The sequence below is a fragment of the Methanomethylovorans sp. genome, assembly GCF_041447285.1.
Lineage (GTDB): Archaea > Halobacteriota > Methanosarcinia > Methanosarcinales > Methanosarcinaceae > Methanomethylovorans.
On the sequence record NZ_JBGMEB010000006.1, the window covers coordinates 438,855 to 456,355 of the forward strand.

At 41.0% G+C, this 17,501-nt stretch carries 16 protein-coding genes and 1 tRNA gene; 9 read left to right on the forward strand and 8 right to left on the reverse strand.

From position 1 onward, the window contains the following. Positions 1-17: 17 nt before the first annotated feature. Positions 18-422 carry a pyridoxamine 5'-phosphate oxidase family protein gene (locus ACC612_RS04845; protein WP_371853337.1) on the reverse strand — a complete coding sequence of 135 codons (405 nt, stop codon included), beginning with the start codon at positions 420-422 and terminating at the stop codon, positions 18-20. Positions 423-609: 187 nt separating this feature from the next. Between ACC612_RS04845 and ACC612_RS04850 the strand changes: the two genes are divergently transcribed. From ACC612_RS04850 to ACC612_RS04860, 3 genes are all read left to right on the forward strand, one after another. Beyond that, on the forward strand, positions 610-930 hold the full coding sequence (locus ACC612_RS04850; protein ID WP_371853338.1) for a DUF5611 family protein: 321 nt from the start codon (positions 610-612) through the stop codon (positions 928-930). A gap of 30 nt (positions 931-960) precedes the next feature. Then, a complete protein-coding gene (locus ACC612_RS04855; RefSeq protein ID WP_371853339.1) occupies positions 961-1,473 on the forward strand; it encodes a chorismate pyruvate-lyase family protein in 513 nt (170 codons plus the stop codon). Positions 1,474-1,576: 103 nt separating this feature from the next. Continuing rightward, positions 1,577-1,648: transfer RNA gene (locus ACC612_RS04860), tRNA-Thr, on the forward strand. Between the two features lie 125 nt (positions 1,649-1,773). Here the strand turns inward: ACC612_RS04860 and ACC612_RS04865 are convergent. The 4 genes from ACC612_RS04865 to ACC612_RS04880 all read right to left on the reverse strand — a co-directional run bounded on the left by ACC612_RS04865 (position 1,774) and on the right by ACC612_RS04880 (position 6,882). Then, on the reverse strand, positions 1,774-2,043 hold the full coding sequence (locus ACC612_RS04865) for a hypothetical protein (protein WP_371853340.1): 270 nt from the start codon (positions 2,041-2,043) through the stop codon (positions 1,774-1,776). 253 nt (positions 2,044-2,296) lie between these two features. After that, complete coding sequence (locus ACC612_RS04870) at positions 2,297-3,796, reverse strand: PAS domain-containing sensor histidine kinase (RefSeq protein ID WP_371853341.1); 1,500 nt, start codon at positions 3,794-3,796, stop codon at positions 2,297-2,299. Between the two features lie 222 nt (positions 3,797-4,018). Further along, entirely contained in the window at positions 4,019-6,172 is a 2,154-nt protein-coding gene (locus ACC612_RS04875) for a heavy metal translocating P-type ATPase (RefSeq protein ID WP_371853342.1), read from the reverse strand. An 89-nt stretch (positions 6,173-6,261) separates the two neighbouring features. Then, positions 6,262-6,882, reverse strand: coding sequence for a cytochrome c (locus ACC612_RS04880; RefSeq protein WP_371853343.1), 621 nt, complete (start codon positions 6,880-6,882; stop codon positions 6,262-6,264). 298 nt (positions 6,883-7,180) lie between these two features. On the opposite strand from ACC612_RS04880, the gene ACC612_RS04885 reads away from it, so the two are divergent. The 4 genes from ACC612_RS04885 to ACC612_RS04900 all read left to right on the forward strand — a co-directional run bounded on the left by ACC612_RS04885 (position 7,181) and on the right by ACC612_RS04900 (position 12,344). Continuing rightward, a complete protein-coding gene (locus ACC612_RS04885; protein ID WP_371853344.1) occupies positions 7,181-8,785 on the forward strand; it encodes a S8 family serine peptidase in 1,605 nt (534 codons plus the stop codon). Between the two features lie 417 nt (positions 8,786-9,202). After that, a complete protein-coding gene (locus ACC612_RS04890) occupies positions 9,203-10,426 on the forward strand; it encodes a COG1361 S-layer family protein (RefSeq protein WP_371853345.1) in 1,224 nt (407 codons plus the stop codon). A gap of 153 nt (positions 10,427-10,579) precedes the next feature. Next, complete coding sequence (locus ACC612_RS04895) at positions 10,580-11,647, forward strand: ABC transporter permease (protein ID WP_371853346.1); 1,068 nt, start codon at positions 10,580-10,582, stop codon at positions 11,645-11,647. 1 nt (position 11,648) lies between these two features. Further along, complete coding sequence (locus ACC612_RS04900; RefSeq protein WP_371853403.1) at positions 11,649-12,344, forward strand: ABC transporter ATP-binding protein; 696 nt, start codon at positions 11,649-11,651, stop codon at positions 12,342-12,344. Between the two features lie 51 nt (positions 12,345-12,395). On the opposite strand, the gene ACC612_RS04905 is transcribed toward ACC612_RS04900, so the two are convergent. Further along, on the reverse strand, positions 12,396-12,995 hold the full coding sequence (locus tag ACC612_RS04905; RefSeq protein ID WP_371853347.1) for an isoprenylcysteine carboxylmethyltransferase family protein: 600 nt from the start codon (positions 12,993-12,995) through the stop codon (positions 12,396-12,398). A 171-nt stretch (positions 12,996-13,166) separates the two neighbouring features. Here ACC612_RS04905 and ACC612_RS04910 point away from each other — a divergent pair, with 171 nt between their 5' ends. Next, positions 13,167-13,523 carry a CidA/LrgA family protein gene (locus ACC612_RS04910; protein ID WP_371853348.1) on the forward strand — a complete coding sequence of 119 codons (357 nt, stop codon included), beginning with the start codon at positions 13,167-13,169 and terminating at the stop codon, positions 13,521-13,523. Further along, complete coding sequence (locus ACC612_RS04915; RefSeq protein ID WP_371853349.1) at positions 13,516-14,220, forward strand: LrgB family protein; 705 nt, start codon at positions 13,516-13,518, stop codon at positions 14,218-14,220. Before ACC612_RS04910 ends, ACC612_RS04915 begins: the two co-directional genes overlap by 8 nt. A gap of 56 nt (positions 14,221-14,276) precedes the next feature. On the opposite strand, the gene ACC612_RS04920 is transcribed toward ACC612_RS04915, so the two are convergent. Beyond that, entirely contained in the window at positions 14,277-14,987 is a 711-nt protein-coding gene (locus tag ACC612_RS04920; RefSeq protein ID WP_371853350.1) for a DNA alkylation repair protein, read from the reverse strand. A gap of 71 nt (positions 14,988-15,058) precedes the next feature. Next, positions 15,059-17,290 (reverse strand): CDC48 family AAA ATPase, encoded by a 2,232-nt coding sequence (locus tag ACC612_RS04925; RefSeq protein ID WP_371853351.1) that lies wholly within the window; start codon positions 17,288-17,290, stop codon positions 15,059-15,061. Positions 17,291-17,501 lie beyond the last annotated feature (211 nt).

The following is a 17,501-nucleotide window of genomic DNA, read 5'->3' on the forward strand; positions in this document are numbered from 1 at the left end:
GTACGTTGTGTACCACATCAGAGAATTTGTGCACCAGCATGAGGGCCGGGCAGGGAGTCGTAGACCTCTTCCACGTGCACAACAACGGCTGCTTTCTTTGGCATGTTCGGTTTAGCTGAGTCTACCCATTGCTTCATTTCGTCAAATATCTTACCATCTGTGATCATTTTCACACTGCCCTTTATCTGGAAGCACTTCCTTGTATAGCTGTCATATACCACAAAAGCTACTTTTGGGTTGTGTTTCAGATTATCTTCAGTTTTGAGGAAGAAATTATCCGAGATGAGGATTGTCTCAGCGTCCATTACTTTCAGGAAGCCTACAAGGGCAACGTTGGGAATGCCATTTGCACTTGATGTTGCTACTGGCACGGGGTTCTGCTTGGCGATAGTGTCCATTACTTCTTTTGTCATCTTTACCATTATTTACCACTCCTATGTGATTTTTAATGTCTCGTTTTTCTTTGAAAGCTAGTTATAGCTACTAAGATATCTTGATTGTGGTGACAGCTTTCAGAGATTATTCTTAGCACTATGTCTCAAAAGCAGAGGGTATGTAAATGTACATAAAAATACCGGAATGTTTATGCTTTTGAGCAGCATTTAATGCATGATAGCAATGCAGGAATACACTTTCAAACGTGGATATAAGCTTGATCTTGAAAGGATCCATGAATGCCTGTCGGAGAGCTTTCCCGCCGAGATTAAAAAGAACGGCGATAAGCTTGTGATGTCCTATGGCATCTTCAAGACGCTTACTGTCTGGATACAGAACAAAAAAATGGCAGTGGATACTGAATCTGATACTACCGTCACGGATGATGAAGCTATTCTGGACACAAACAAGAGATATAGGGATTTCCTGTACAAGGCTACTGGCTACACAGCCAAGGAGCGTCTTAAGAAGGCTAAAGAGGAAGTATCCAAGTAAATTTCTTGAACTATCAAAAACATCATTCATATGGATAGCGAATTCCTTGAAAAGCTGAAAAGTTTCCGCATTCCTACTTGTCTGCGGGTGTGCGCAGGTACTGATGGGTCTGTGACGTTTCTGCTGGAGATTATGACTGGCCATCCGACGGCAGTGATGACTGAATATCAGCATGTCATTTCTGCTGACAAGTGGATGGCTCAGATGTTCGGTGTGGAAGTGGGCGCGGATATCAATGACCGTGTGGTCACTCTCACGGCAGGTGAAACGCCTTACGTGTACGCACGTTCACTCTCGGCTATTGAGAAAATGCCTCCGGGCGTGAAGTGCGATATGATCAAGGCTGATATCCCTATTGGTAGAATACTGCGTGACCATAATATCGAAACGCGTCGAGATTTCGAGGACGTGGAGATCCACAGCCAGGAGTCTCTTTTCGAAGCCAGTTCTGTACTTTCCCGCTCCTACAAAATCGTGCACCACAGTGGTGTGCTCATGTGGATCAATGAGCGTTTTCCCATCGATGACCGCTGGCTCTTATAAACGCTCTTCAAAGATTCTATGAGCCAGTTGGACATACTCGAATCCAACCGAAACCTTATTAACAGATTCTGTATATTAGGGGGATGCCCTACTGATTCTGTGTGCCTCGGTGGCTTAGGGGTATAGCGCGTCCTTGGTAAGGACGAGGCCGCGGGTTCAAATCCCGTCCGAGGCTTTATCTTTTCAGTCCAATTCCCTGATTGTAAATTTTAATTTCTCGATGTTCATATGTAAGAGACATCATAGGACAAAATCTGCAATATGGACACGGTATAGCATGAAAAAAGTGTGTATATTAGACTATTTAAGTCCTGGAGATTTCAGGGAAATTCGAAATTCCCAATTTAATTTATTTTTATTTACAGGTACGAAATCACATCTGACCATAGCTTCTTTAAACTGCTTGTTTGTGATAAAGAAACCCTCAGGTGTTTGTTCAAATAGATTTTTGAGTGCATAGCTAGTGTAATTTTTATTTGGTAATTTTTGTGGGACAATATTTGACATTATCCAATTGTCCAGGGCTTTTATTTCAATGTCTGTTAATTCGTATTCACCCATTTTATTCATTCCTCTTTTTTTATAAATATGGTAATATTACGCTGCGCCTTGATCTGGCTGATGTAACTAGTATATGTAGCGTTTACTTATTACATATTCGATGCTACAAATAAAATACAGAACAAACCGCTAAAGCTCAAAAAACAGCATACTTTGAATGCAAACCAGAAAAATGTGTTTTATCGCCTATCTATTATTCATAGGGGATCCGTAGTGATTATTGGTTAAAATATCAAAAGCAGGGAAATATAAATCTGGGTATTTAATATCGGATCGTGAATGTAAATTTGCTACCCTTTCCAACTTCGCTTGTGACCCATATCTTGCCACCATGCATCTCAACGTACTTCTTAACAAGAGCAAGGCCAAGGCCAGTACCCCCGTACTGCCGTGTCATATATGGATTAATTTGTTTGAATGGCTGGAACAGTTTATTAAGATCATTCATTGCAATACCTATTCCTGTATCTTTCACACTGATCTCAATAATATTTCCAATGTGTTTTGCAGTTATTTCTATACGGCCATTATCGGGTGTAAACTTAATTGCGTTGCTTATAAGATTGTAAAGTATCTGACAGAATTTTGTCCTATCTGCCTTTATGCTATCAATCTCTGGGTCGATATCAACATCGATATCAATGTTCTTCTTTAATGCAAGAGGTTCTGTTATAGCCTTTACTTGTTTAATTACATCTGGTATAGAGAAATATTCTAAATCAAGTTCCATCTTACCGGCTTCAACCTTCGAAAGGTCAAGAATATCATTGATAAGTGCCAACAGATGTTGGCCGCTATTTGAAATGTTGTATAAGTACTTTGTCTGCTTTTCATTTAAATTTCCAGCAGTTCCAGTAAGCATCATGTCAGAAAAACCTATGATGGAATTTAATGGAGTTCTCAATTCATGGCTAATTGTGGCTAAGAACTCGCCTTTGCTCCGATTTGCACTCTCTGCGATCAGTTTAGCATGTAGTAATATTTCTTCAGCCTGCTTTCTATCCGTAATATCACGGCACACACAAAAACTAAACTTGTTTTCTTCAAAGATCACTGAACTTCCTTGAATTTCAACATTGATCAAACTGCCATCTTTTCGGCGATGGCAAGTTTCGGTAATGATCTTTTTATTACCAGTACGTTTGATCATGTCTAGCAAATGCTCGCGTGAAAAAAATGCATCCCAATCCCAAATGTGCAGCTCGTGAGTCTCTTCCAATGAGTAACCAAGCATTTCAGCAAATTTTTGGTTTGCCTTGAAAACCTTCCCATTCTGGTCAATAAGAACTAATCCATCCAACGATTGCTCAAAAAGCATACGCCACGTACTTATCTCATCTTCAATTTTCTTTTCTTTTTCCTTCTTTTGAGTGATATCCACATATCGTAATATCACACTTGTAGGACAGTTTTGAGAAAGTGGATGTATTTTCAAAATGCAGTGCTTTTCATCCGGATCATGAGACGAAAATTGAAATTTGAATTTTTTCATTTTTCCATTAATTACATCTCTTATCCCCTTCGCCAAAGCAGCAGCTTCTTCTGACTCTTTAACGCTAGCCTCGTCACAGATCTTCAGGTAATCGGTCCCTTCAGCATATCTCTTAGGATCGAGGTAATTATTTTCAATCAATTCTTGCCAATTTTCATGGGCATAAGTGATTATTCCTTCCGGAGATAGGACTACAATGCTATCTTCACAATATTCCCTTAAATTCTCCCCAGGTAAAGGGATTGAAAAGTTCTCGGTTTTAGAAGACATAATTCGGAGATAGTAAATTTAATATTCTAATTTGTATACTATATGTATATATAATTTGTCGCCACGTTTGTGATGATCTTTTTTATTATCCCTTCTCAGATTTCAAGATAAAATAGTAATGTTCTTGTTGGGATGTGTTCCTCCTCTCTCCTGTGAACAAATCAGTATTGTTAATGCAACTAAGAGCACGAATTTCAATCTTAATCAGAGATTTACTGTCTCTTAACTCTTGCTCTCTTCAGTATTAAGGGAACTTTTTTCGTCCATTGACAGAAATCTGGCATTGATAGCCACGATGATCGTGCTCAGTGACATAAGGACAGCTCCAACTGCAGGCGACAGCAATATTCCCTTACTGTACAGTACACCTGCAGCAAGTGGTATTGCCACTACGTTATACCCCATTGCCCAGAAAAGGTTCTGCACCATTTTTCTGTAAGTAGCCCTGGAAAGACCTACTATTGAAACAACATCTTTGGGATTGCTTTTGATCAGTATTATGTCTGCTGTTTCTACTGCAACATCGGTACCTGCTCCTATGGCAATTCCAATGTCTGCCTGGGCAAGAGCAGGTGCATCGTTCACTCCGTCTCCGGTCATTGCGACAACAATCCCTCTTGACTGTACTTCTTTCACCTTGGCAGCCTTTTCCTGTGGCAACACCTCCGCAAAATACTCATCCAGACCTATCTCTTCTGCAACCCATCTTGCAACTTGTTCATTATCACCGGTAAGCATCATGCATTTGATTCCCATTTTCCGTAGTGTGGAAATTGCCTGTTTTGATTCAGGCCTTATGATATCAGCCAGGGCAATGGCCCCTTTCACTTGCCCATCCATTACCACATAAACAACCGTTTTTCCTTGTGATGTGAGTTTTTTCACAACTTCATTTTCAATATTAACGCCCTGTTCTCTCAGATATCCAGGGCTAACTACCTTTACTTCTTTCCCTTCTACTATTCCTTGGGCTCCTTTTCCCGGAATGGACAGAAAGTTATCCACTTTATACACCTGTTTCACAGATGCAGCTATACCCCGAGCTATCGGATGCTCCGAATTAGCTTCCACCGAGGCTGCATACCTTACCAGTTCTTCTTCATTCATTGTACTATCAAAAATAACAGTTTCAGTTATCCCAAATCTTCCCTGTGTCAGCGTACCTGTCTTATCGAAGATAATGGCATTCAGGTTGCGAGCGTTCTCAAAGGCTACCCTGTTCCTGATGAGTAGACCATTGCGTGCTGCCAGTGCAGAAGATATGGCAACTACCAGAGGAATTGCAAGCCCCAGAGCATGAGGACAGGTTATGACCATTACTGTAACGGCTCTTTCGAGAGAGAACGCGAAATCTGCTTTGATTAGCTGGGTCCACACTAACAATGTGATCGTGCCTACACTGAGGGAAATGATTGTAAGCCACTTTGCAGCCCTGTCAGCCAGATCCTGGGTGTGGGATTTACTTTCCTGAGCTTCTTTTACAAGTTCCACTACCTGGGAAAGGAAAGATTCAGCTCCTGTTTTCTTTACTTTGATAGTTATAGCCCCTTCTCCATTGATGGAGCCCCCGATCACAGTATTATCTTTCTTTTTTGTAACGGGCTTCGACTCACCTGTGAGCATGGCTTCATTAACAGAGCTATTTCCTTCAACAACCACACCATCGGCGGGGATTTTCTCCCCGGGTCTTACAACCAGCAGGTCTCCGACAATAATATTTTTCAGCGGTATATCTTCAACATTCCCCTGCTCATTGATCCTGTGGGTATCAGGAGGCAATAGCCTGGCCAGTTGCTCCAGTGCCTTGGAAGCCCCCATTATAGAACGCATCTCCAACCAGTGTCCCAGCAGCATGATATCGATAAGTGTTGCCAGCTCCCAGTAAAATATCATTCCCATCAGGCCAAACACGACTAGACTGCTGTATATATATGCAACCGTGATAGCTATAGCTATCAGGGTCATCATGCCAGGGGTGTGTGAGGTTAGTTCATCCCTTATCCCCTTAAGGAAAGGCCACCCTCCATAAAAGAATATGATCGTGGACAGCAGGAACAGCACATAAACATCTCCCTTGAAACCCGGAACTATTATCCCAGAAACGGTGAACAAGAACTCGCGGATAATAGGAGACAGTAGAAGTATAGGGATAGTGATAATGACGGAGATAAAAAAACGTCTTTTAAAATCTTCCACCATCATTTCATGATGGTTAGTATGGTCTTTGTGCTTACCCTGTGCATCATGTTTACCATGCTGGATGTGTCCCCCATGTTCCATATGGTTATGTTCCTTGTGAGGTGGATGCTGTTCCATTGCCTGCTGTCCAGTATCATGATGCATGTGCTCATGCATTGCCATCTCATTATCTTCCATGTGTCCCACTCTCCTTATTCAATTATACTTTTGTATGTTCTGTCACTGGATCTACAGCTTCTCTGTTCCATGACTTACAGCTAGAGCATTTACTTTAGTGTCTTAATGTAGTCCAGTGTATCATTGAGGTCTTTATCAGACATTTGCCATCTCGGCATTGTTGGCGACAGAGATTCTCCGGAAGGTTCCAATCCATCCCTGATAGCTTTCTTGATATCCTCATCAGTGAATGGGTGTTCCTCTTCTGTGGTCAGTGAAGTATATGTGATATCAGCCGGTACTGTGTAGCCCATCATCACTGGTACTCCTCCTTTACCATCCACTCCGTGACAATTGACACAACCTCCTCCGTGCATGTATATCCATTGGGGGCCGTAGGATGTAGGGATTCTCTTGCCTGTTTCATTGAATCCGGTGTAATAGATTGTTTCACCGTTTGATTCGAACTTGGTCTTGATACCTTCGACATTGTAGGGATAAATATAACCAGTTCCCATCATTCCTCCCTGCTGGCCATAATCGGCTCCCATCATTCCATTTCCGTAACCCGAGCCCATCATACCTCCGTACCCAGGTCCCATCATGCTGTCATAGCCTGATCCAGTGTTGTATCCGGATGTCTGCAAGTTCATCATATAAACGATCATTATTAGGATTGCAAGTATAGCAATTCCAATAAGACCTAGAAAGTAATTTTCCATTTTAGCCATCATTAACCTCCCACTTTGCCATTTAAAAATATGCTTGATTCAAAATATAAGGTTATGTGGAAAAAGCATTTTTTTTGTAGATTTTTTTGACTCGAAAATCAAAATAGATAGATAGATAGATAGATAGATAGATAGATAGATAGATAGATCGATAGATACCCATGCCTGATTTTGCATCGCTAATTTTATTTATTATGTATCTCAATAATTTAATATCAACTATAGTAGTGGGCGTGTTTAGATGAAATTGAATGTAAAAAATCAGATACTTATATTGATAGTTATCTATTCAATATTAATGCTGATAGTACCGATATCGGCAACACCGCAAGAAGATGCAAACTCTGGTGATATACTAGAGAAAGATGCAGGTATTCAGAAAAGTGAAAAATACGTTCCAAACGAAATTCTTGTTAAGTTTAAGCCTGGACTTTCAGATAAAGAAGTAGACAATATAAACTCCAAAAATGAGGCTTATGTTTTGTATTCGAGCCAATATGCAGGCTTCAAGACTCTGAAAGTTCCAAAGAGCAAGACGGTCGAAGAGATGGTCGAGATCTATAGCAAGAATCCAAATGTTGAGTATGCTGTACCGAATTATGTCATGTATGCTACTATGTTGCCTAATGATCCACTTTATGTATATCAATGGAACTTCAAGCCTCCAAACGGTATAAACGTCACAGATGCGTGGGACATCTCCACTGGAACGGGTGTGATTGTTGCTGTAATTGATACAGGAGTTGCATCAAATGCCCCGGATCTTTCAGAGACTAATTTTGTTCAAGGATATGATTTCATAAATTATGATAATGACCCTGCTGATGACAATGGTCATGGGACCCATGTGGCTGGTACCATAGCTCAGAGTACAAACAATGGAATAGGGGTTGCAGGTGTAGCTTATGGTTGTACTATAATGCCTGTGAAGGTATTAGATGCAAGTGGCAGTGGGACCCTGAGTCAGCTTGTAGACGGTATATATTATGCCAGTGGTAAAAATAGCCAATATAAAGCAGATGTGATTAGCATGAGTTTGGGATTTCCTACTTCTGTAACTGCAAAGAAACTGCGTCCCCTTTTATCTGCACTTGATTATGCATACTCTCAAGGTATTGTCATAGTAGCAGCCGCAGGTAATGATGGTACTTCAACTGTATGTTATCCGGCTGCCTATGAGAAATGCATAGCTGTTGGTGCCACCAGATACGATGGAACCCGCCCTTATTACTCCAACTATGGAAGTGCCCTTGACATAATGGCACCAGGAGGAGACATGAGTGTGGACCAGAACAATGATTATAAACCGGATGGAATACTCCAGAATACATTAGCCTATAGCCCTGGAACTTTTGATTATTATTTATATCAGGGAACATCAATGGCAACGCCACATGTATCTGGTGTAGCAGCCTTGCTGATTGCAAATGGTGTAAAAGGGCCGGAAAATGTAAGACAAGCGATGCAGTCAACTGCAAAGGACATGGGAGCTACTGGCTGGGATTCTGGATATGGATGGGGTATAGTAGATGCGTATAAAGCTCTTAACTATTATACCACAGATTCACAGCCAAGTGGGGAAATGCACATCGAGAGTGTGAAAATGGATTCTATCACAAAGACAGCAGGAAAGAACACTCTGGTAACTGCAACAGTTACTGTAACCATATTTGATGCAAATAACAATCCGGTTGAGGGAGCAACAGTTTCAGGTCAATGGGACGGTGCTGCCACAGATTCAGGTGTTACGGGTAGCAATGGTGTGGTAACTCTCAAGTCAAATGAAGTAAAGGTGGTCAGTGGAAAATTTGTTACCTTTACTTTTACCGTAGATGGTGTTTCTCATAATACTATGTCATGGGATGGAGGTACAGCATCAGGTACAATCATTTATCCGCAATGAACAAAACGGATAGGACCATATTATGGTCCCATTTACTATTTTTTGGACGCAGGAAATATAGAAAGCTTCTATTTTTTATCAATCAACTTCTTTGCGATTGAGCTTGAAATGGACATTTATATCGAATCTTGCTAAGAACATCAATAAGCCATATTTTTGGGAGACATTCGTTTCAATATAATCTTGTCTGATTCTGGCATCTAAGATAAGAAGTTAAAAATACGATAAAACAAAAATACATAATATAATATTTCTGATTACTTGATACAAACGATATAGGGGACTCTGAAGAAAGAACCAAAAGCATCAAGGTGATTAGCAATAAGTGATATCGAAGATCAATAAATGAGCTAGAGGAGACTCAACATTTCGATATATTGAGTATGCAGCTATAATCCAATGTGGGGTGAATCAGGAATGAACAAGAATACAAAAATAACTTATCTTTTTGCATTAGTGATTGCGGTTATCTTGCTAGGGGTCCCTGCTTCGGAGGCAGATTCAGGTAATCAATGTTTAAAAGCAGTGGTAGACGACATTAGCCCCAGTTCTGTAGGTATTGATGAAGAATTCACTGTAGGAATAAGTATTGAAAGCTGTGGCAATACAGTTCCTGATAATATCACTTTTGAAATAGTAAGTTCCCCTCCGGATATTGTAATAACAGAAAATCTGGTCACTCATTTCCCAAAATTTGTTTATAGCAGCAGTGAAAGGCAGTTAGTATACCATATGAGAACAACTCCTGATGCTAAACCCGGTCCTCATATTATAAAAATGAAATTGACCTACGGAAATGATGCAAAATGGGTATCATATTACGATGTTGAGGTAAGAGTAATAGGTGAGCATGCAGAACCAAGGATCTCTTTTGTCAGAACAAATCCTGAATATATCTATGAGGGAGATTCAGTCGATTTAAGTTTGGGTATAGAGAACTTTGGTAAAGCAATAGCTAAATCCGTTGGGGTTAGCTTGAATCATGAGTTTAAAGGTATAAAAAATACTACAATTGGAACTCTTGGTCTAAATGGCAGTCAGACTGCATTGTTCAAATTCAAGGCAAACAGATCAGGAACATTTGAGATTCCTGTTATCATAAACTATGAAGATGATTATGGTATCCAGAGGGATAACTATAGCATTGCGATTAATGTTCTTGACAAAAAGGGAAGTTTAAATCTTGCATCTGTAAAGGTTAATCCTGTTCTTCCTCAAGTGGGCGAGACTGTAGAATTAACTATGAGAATTGAAAACTCAGGTGAAAGGACAATAAATTCAGTCAGAGTTTATGCTGATCATCCATTCAAAGGACTAAAAGAATCCTTTATTGGAACTCTTGATTCAAATGAAGATGGACCTGCTGTAATCACTTTCATAGCTAATCAGTCTGGAGAATATGATATTCCTGTAACCATAACATATAGCGATGATTTTGGGGAAGAACAAATTCAAACGAATATCAATATCATTGTCCTGAAAAGTGAAAGTGGAGCGGGAACTGCTGCAATTGTATTGCTGATCTTAGCGATTATTGGAGGATTAATCTATATTAATTATAGGACAAAAAAATCAAAAGACAAGATCATCAAACAGTTGATGGAAGGCAGAGGCAACTCTGATAAAAACGAAAAACAATGAGAGGTCTCTATTATGATTAATGATATTCGGGTGGGGGCTCTTATTGCATACTGTAGTGTAAGAAGAGGAAACAAGAAAACTCTAATATTCATAGTCTTTGTCCTGTCTCTCATTTTCTTGAATTTAGTATTCCTCCCCTCTATGCTAGGAGGAATGACTGTTCTATTTACTGGTATGATGCAAGATTATGCTTATGGGGACATTGTTATTGAACCAACGGGCCATAATACTTACATCAACAATGCTGATAGCGTATTGGCAAAAGTCAGAGCTGTAGAAGGTGTGAGAGCTGCAACAAAACGACTGGATGCTGGTGCATCTATTGAATATAAACAGAACGTTGTAGGAGTGAGTATAACAGGTTTGATTCCTACCGAAGAGTATGATATTTCAAAATATCCATATATTATTACTGAAGGTGATTTTCTGGGAGATCTATCCCGTGATGAGATCATAATTGGTGCTATGATTGCAGGTACGGGTTTTGGATCAGAGATATATGATAATCTGGGTGAAGTAAGACCTGGAGCACTTGTTGATGTTACCTATAGCAATGGTGTAAAGAGGACTTATAAAGTCAAGGGCATCATGGAAGGCACTTTTGAACTTGTTGATCTTAATGCTTTGATTAATTACAAGGAAATAGAAGACGTATACGGTTTAGATGATGGTAAAGCCACTAGTGTAGTTGTAAGGGTTGACAAGCAAGGGAGTGAAGAACAAATACAGGATAAAATCAGAGATGCTGGAGTGAATGAGGAAGTTTTCACATGGGCTGATAAATCGGAGGCTCTCATAAAACAAGCAATGCAAAGCATTGGTGCTATAAATATTATGTCAAAGTTTGTGAGTTTGATAGTGGGTGCAGCTTTGATACTTATTATTATCTATATCAATATACTCAATAGGAAAAAAGAGATCGGAATTCTAAAAGCAGTGGGCATTACTCCAAGGTCCATTGTGTTATCCTATGCATTCCTTAGCACTTTTTACGTTTCCCTTGGGATTTTCGCAGGATTGGTATTATACTTTACACTTATGCTCTACTTCCAGGCAAATCCGGTAACATTCTATGAAACCATGCACATAAGTCCTACAATTGATCCTATGCTGCTTATCCAAAGCGTAGTTACCATGCTTACACTATCAGTTATAGCCGGGATTCTGCCTGCCTGGAGTGTATCAAGAGAGAGTATACTCAAAGCCATATGGGGGCGATAAAATTATCCTGGTAAAAAATCTCAAAAGATACTATGGAACCGGAGAAACTGCTGTTAAGGCTCTCAATGGCGTTTCTTTTGAAATTTACAAAGGTGAGTTTGTAGCCATTATGGGTGCATCGGGTAGTGGAAAAACTACCCTGCTCAGGATACTTGCATTATTGGACGATGCAACAGATGGAGAATATACTATTCGTGGACTAGAGGTTTCAAGTCTCCCTGAGGCCGAAAGAAGTTATTACCGGCTAACTCAGGTCGGTTATGTCTTTCAGGACTATGCACTGATCAATGAGATGAGTGCTGCAGAGAATGTATATGTGCTTTCCATGATGGAAGGAAAATCAAAGAAGGAATCATATGCGATTGCTCTTGAAGCATTAGATAAGGTTGGCCTTCAAGGAAAATATGACCGAGTCCCTGGTGAGTTATCGGGTGGTGAAAAGCAAAGAGTTGCAATTGCAAGGGCCATAGCAAAAAAACCTGATATTATGTTTGCTGATGAGCCGTGTGCCAACCTGGACACCAATAATTCAAAACAAGTACTGGACGTGTTCAAAGAACTGAATGAAAAATACGGCCAGACGATTGTGATGGTAACGCATGAACCGTGGCATGTTGACTATGTTAGCAGAGTGATCACACTCGAAGATGGTATTATAATAAGTGATGAGAGAAAAAGCAAAATAGCAAATTCATAATGACTCATCAATTATCAAATTCAAGTAAAATTTGTTTCTATGCCTGTCTTTTTACTGATATCCTCTCAGCTTAGGAATTATCCGATGCACATGTTTCTGATACTCTCTATATTCGTCGCCGAATTGTGCCACTAGTCTTGTTTCCCAGTGCAGAGATCCCAGATATAGGTATACGACGGTCACAATGTATATGGCAAGCAGGTTTGTGGTCATAAAGGGAGTGAGCACCATTATTATCAGGGTGGAGAATGTGAACGGATCCCTTACCCATCGGTAAATGCCACGGATATTAAGAGAGCCTGCTTCAGGGGTATTTGGAGCAGAGAGCTGTGCACGCATTTTGAATCTTTGAGGTGCATCTGTAAAAGCCCTGAGGGTAATGATGCCGGCAATCAACTGTCCGACTACCATCACCCAACGCCAGGGAGAGGGCACTATGTAAATGATTTCTCCCGGATTTTTGTAAAAAAGGTAGGCCAGCGGTGATATCGTTAAGACTGCAACGAAGCTAAATATAGGCATATACAGCTTTTCTACTCTTTGTCCAAAGATCCGCATGGCTAAGCGCTTGAAGCGCAGACTTGCCATGAGGCTGTGGATAGCTGCAAACTCTGCCAGACAAAGCACAAGTATGATTACGGACAAAACCAATTTAAACTACTCCCATTTTTTATTTGGCTGGCTTCTATTTAGTATTTATGAAAAGATAGTGCTGCTGTCGAGGCAACAAATCATCTATCGATCCTTCTAACCGAAAGCCACTAATATAAATATCCTATTTCCTCTAACAAAAGACCCCTTACTCTCTTGAAAATGATTCCTATGAAGTATCTTGTTCAGTTCGCAGTTATTATTCTTGTCAGTTTTCTTGGAAATTTCCTTCACAAGGCACTGGATCTTCCAATGCCTGGAAACGTAATAGGTATGTTGCTCCTGTTTTTGTTCCTTCTGACGGGAATTCTAAAGCTGTCTATGGTAGAGGACGTAAGCAATTTCCTGCTAAAGCATCTCTCCTTTTTCTTTGTACCCGCAGGAGTAGGTTTGATCACTTGTTTTTCGATATTACATGGTAAATGGATCCCTCTCATTATAATATCCATTGTTTCTACTATTATCATTGCAGTGACTACGGGTATCACAGTCCAGATACTTATGAAAAGGAGGCGTTCTGGTGAATGAGATAATTACTTCCCTCGTAAGTTCGCCTCTATTTGGAATAATCATATCCTTACTGACATTCCAGATGGGCAGCATGCTTTACAAAAAGACTGGGCTGGTTTATCTCAATCCCCTGGTACTGAGCATGCTAATGATCATAGCTTTTCTTGTAAGTTTCCATATCAGTTTTGATGATTATAATAAAGGAGGACAGTTCATATCCTACTTCCTGGGCCCTGCCACCGTTATCCTCGCTGTGCCTTTGTATAAAAAAGTAAATCTGCTGAAGGAGAACATCCTGCCAATTCTAGGAGGCATTACAATAGGCTCTGCAACAGGCATCCTAAGCATAATTGGCATGTGCAGGCTATTCGGCCTTGATGAGCTGGTAAGTATCTCCATGATCCCTAAATCCATCACCACTCCTATCGGAATAGAACTTTCCAATCAGCTTGGCGGACTGCCAGCTATCACCGTAGCAGGGATTGTTTTTACAGGTATATCGGGTGTTCTGATAGGTCCGATGATATGTAAGTTATTCAAAATAGACAATAAGGTAGCTGTGGGAATTGCCATAGGCACTTCATCCCATGCCCTGGGTACTACCAAGGCAGTGGAATTGGGGGAAACCGAAGGAGCCATGAGTGGATTGGCTATCGGTATAGCAGGACTTATCACTGTATTACTCGCCCCTCTGCTTGCGAAGATATTTATGTGAGATTTTTGCCGTTGCAATATGGATTGTCATAGGTTTACATGCTACAACAATGAATATTACTTCTCCATTGCTTTTTTCTTCATGTCTTGCGGAAACTTTTCGATAGCATACCTTAAAGAAGTTCTAGGCATGACATTCTTTTTACTCATTACGTATTCGAATATCTCCTGCTGGTGCGCTTTGCCTGCTTCCTTGAGCATCCACCCATAGCCCTTACGCACAAGGTCATCTTCATCCATGAGCAAGCTGTCAGCAATTTCCAGAACATCTTCCAGGAATTTACCATTCCTTGCAGGCAATACAAGAGTCACAGCTGCAGCCCTTCTAAACCATCTGTTATCAGATTTGGTCCATTGTTTAAGCCGGGTTATGTACTGAGGATAAGACTCGATAAAGGCTGCAACTGAATGATTACATAGTGTATCGCATTTCGCCCAGTTATTAACATATTTCCCTATCCAGCTCTCAAAAACCTCAAAATCATCCGGCTCGTAAAATTCCCGCATACGGTAAATCCATTCAAAAGCAATTGATGATTCTTCAAACAGGTCTGATCTCAGAAGATCTTCAGACAATGAAAAGATAGTATCCTTCTTTTCGTTCTTTATCTGTTTGAAGTACTTGTCTGCTATCTTAAGTACGGCTGCTGCTTTTACCCCATAGCAGTTAATACCTTCTTTAAAAAACCTAGCAGCTGTCTCTTTTGTCTTTTCATCTGCGCTGTTGACCAGTTCCTCTCTCATTTCAGATATCAGATTCTCATGCATTTGCTATCCAACCCGGGATTGTGCTTTAGATGTATATAAATGGAACAAAGCTTATTAACGGTTTGTGGAAGTTACTGATACGCAGTGCCTCCTCCATTCCCATCTCTCTTTTCATCTGAGTTAGCTGCATACTGTGCAAAAGTCTCGGCTGCTTTTTCATAGAGGTTCATAGCACTTCTGGAAGTTGTGGGTTTTATTCTGGCAATAGCTTTTCTGAAATGGGCCATGGAGATCCTTATATCGCTTGCCAGTGCTTTCATTTCATCTCTTGTCATGCCAGGTTTTATAACTGTTCTTAGAGCCAGCATGGAAGCTTCCCTGCAAATAGCATCGATATCGGCACCCACATATCCTTCTGTCATGTCTGCAAGCAAATTCAGGTCCACATCATCGGCCAGGGGCTTTCCCAGAATATGTATCTCAAAGATCTTCCTGCGTCCTTCCTTGTCAGGTGGCTTCACGTAGATAAGTCTGTCAAACCTTCCCGGGCGCAGCAAGGCAGGGTCAATTATGTCAGGTCTGTTTGTAGCAGCTATTACCACAACATCCTTGAGTTCTTCCACGCCATCTATTTCAGTGAGTATCTGGCTTACCACTCGTTCTGTAACATTTACATCGATACTGGAGCCCCTTTCTGGTGCCATTGCATCTATCTCATCAAAGAATATCACAGTTGGAGCAGCTTGTTTTGCTTTTCTGAACGTATCACGCACCGCTTTTTCAGATTCTCCTACGTACTTGCTCAAAAGCTCCGGGCCTTTTATACTGATGAAATTTGCTTCACTTTCGCTTGCAACTGCCTTGGCAAGCATGGTTTTTCCAGTGCCCGGAGGACCAAAAAGCAATATTCCTTTGGGAGGTGTGGTATTGACAGCCTCAAACATCTCCGGATATTTCATAGGCCATTCCACAGCTTCAATTAGTTCCTGCTTTGCGGCCTCTAAGCCCCCTATGTCCTCCCAGCGCACATGCGCAACCTCTACGAACACCTCACGCATGGCTGAAGGTTCTATATTCTTGAAAGCTGCATCAAAATCAATTCTGGTAACTACAAGACTGTCCATGATCTCCTGAGGTATGTCATCTTCTATATGCATCTCAGGAAGCATTCTGCGCAAAGCGTGCATTGCAGCCTCCTTACACAGGGAAGAGAGATCCGCTCCTACATAACCATGAGTTACAGATGCTATTTGCTCAAGATCTATATCGTTTTCAATAGGCATGCCTCTTGTATGCACGTATAGGATCTGCAGTCTGCCGTTGCGGTCAGGGATGCCTACTTCTATTTCCCTGTCAAATCTTCCGCCTCTGCGCAGTGCAGGATCTATGGAATTAGGACGGTTGGTTGCAGCAATAACAATGACTCTGCCTCTGGATTTCAGCCCGTCCATTAGTGAAAGCAATTGGGCTACCACCCTGCGCTCGACTTCTCCCATCACTTCATCCCGTTTAGGGGCAATAGAATCAATCTCGTCTATAAATATAATGGAGGGTGCATCCTTTTCTGCATCCTCAAACATCTGGCGCAGCTTATGTTCACTCTCGCCGTAATACTTTGATACTATCTCAGGTCCGCTGATGGATATGAAATTCGCATCAGTTTCACTGGCTACTGCCCTGGCTATCATTGTCTTGCCTGTACCTGGCTGGCCATAAAGGAGCACACCCTTCGGGGGATCTATCCCAAGCTTCAGAAATATCTCAGGATGCCTGAGGGGTAGCTCTATCATTTCCCTTACCATGCCAAGCTCGCGCTTGAGACCGCCAATATCTTCGTAGGTGATGTGGTCTTTTGTTGTAGTTTCTTCCAGAGGCTTTTCCCGGAGAATTATCTGCGTGTTACGGGTAACTACCACAGGTCCGGAGGGTTTGGTTGCCAGTACTGCAAAAGTCAGGGGATTGTTTACCGTTTCAACTCTAACTCTTTCTCCTTTTGAAAGAGGTCTACCCTCTATGATTCTCAGGATAAAACGAGATCCGCCTACAAGCTGAACTGGTTGCATGGGAGCCAGGGTGACACTTTCTGCTTCATGAGCCAATATCTTCTTAATGGTTACCTGCTCGTCAAGACCAATTTTAGCATTGTAGCGCAGATTGCCGTCTATACGGATTATTCCTTTGCCGGTATCATCAGCATAGCCTGGCCAGACGATAGCATAGCATGTATCCTTTCCCTTGATCTCTATAATATCGCCGCTTGTAATTCCTAATTGTTGCATCAGGTTTTTTTCCAGGCGGGCTATACCTCTTCCAGCGTCTCTGGGGTACGCCTGTGCTACCTGTACGATGATCTCTTCGGACATTTGTGAACCGCCAGTTTAAGAAACACTTTCTCAATCATTGTTACAGAAGAAATTCAGTATTCAATCAATTTAATATTCCTATTTAGAATAATAGTTCCATATTTAAAACATTACATGATAGTTTATATGATACGCTTTTTGTTTCTTTTCTTTTGTAAGCCTTCCTGTACCTTACTTGTAGTTTTATTTGATATTCGGAGAATGTAAACAA

What these genes read in the sequence shown, in the direction of transcription:
- ACC612_RS04920 (WP_371853350.1), bottom strand. Translation starts at nt 14,987, where the DNA reads ATGCATGAGAATCTGATATCTGAAATGAGAGAGGAACTGGTCAACAGC.
- ACC612_RS04845 (WP_371853337.1), bottom strand. Translation starts at nt 422, where the DNA reads ATGGTAAAGATGACAAAAGAAGTAATGGACACTATCGCCAAGCAGAAC.
- ACC612_RS04925 (WP_371853351.1), bottom strand. Translation starts at nt 17,290, where the DNA reads ATGTCCGAAGAGATCATCGTACAGGTAGCACAGGCGTACCCCAGAGAC.
- ACC612_RS04895 (WP_371853346.1), top strand. Translation starts at nt 10,580, where the DNA reads ATGACTGTTCTATTTACTGGTATGATGCAAGATTATGCTTATGGGGAC.
- ACC612_RS04870 (WP_371853341.1), bottom strand. Translation starts at nt 3,796, where the DNA reads ATGTCTTCTAAAACCGAGAACTTTTCAATCCCTTTACCTGGGGAGAAT.
- ACC612_RS04865 (WP_371853340.1), bottom strand. Translation starts at nt 2,043, where the DNA reads ATGAATAAAATGGGTGAATACGAATTAACAGACATTGAAATAAAAGCC.
- ACC612_RS04885 (WP_371853344.1), top strand. Translation starts at nt 7,181, where the DNA reads ATGCTGATAGTACCGATATCGGCAACACCGCAAGAAGATGCAAACTCT.
- ACC612_RS04910 (WP_371853348.1), top strand. Translation starts at nt 13,167, where the DNA reads ATGAAGTATCTTGTTCAGTTCGCAGTTATTATTCTTGTCAGTTTTCTT.
- ACC612_RS04850 (WP_371853338.1), top strand. Translation starts at nt 610, where the DNA reads ATGATAGCAATGCAGGAATACACTTTCAAACGTGGATATAAGCTTGAT.
- ACC612_RS04890 (WP_371853345.1), top strand. Translation starts at nt 9,203, where the DNA reads ATGAACAAGAATACAAAAATAACTTATCTTTTTGCATTAGTGATTGCG.
- ACC612_RS04880 (WP_371853343.1), bottom strand. Translation starts at nt 6,882, where the DNA reads ATGGCTAAAATGGAAAATTACTTTCTAGGTCTTATTGGAATTGCTATA.
- ACC612_RS04875 (WP_371853342.1), bottom strand. Translation starts at nt 6,172, where the DNA reads ATGGAAGATAATGAGATGGCAATGCATGAGCACATGCATCATGATACT.
- ACC612_RS04855 (WP_371853339.1), top strand. Translation starts at nt 961, where the DNA reads ATGGATAGCGAATTCCTTGAAAAGCTGAAAAGTTTCCGCATTCCTACT.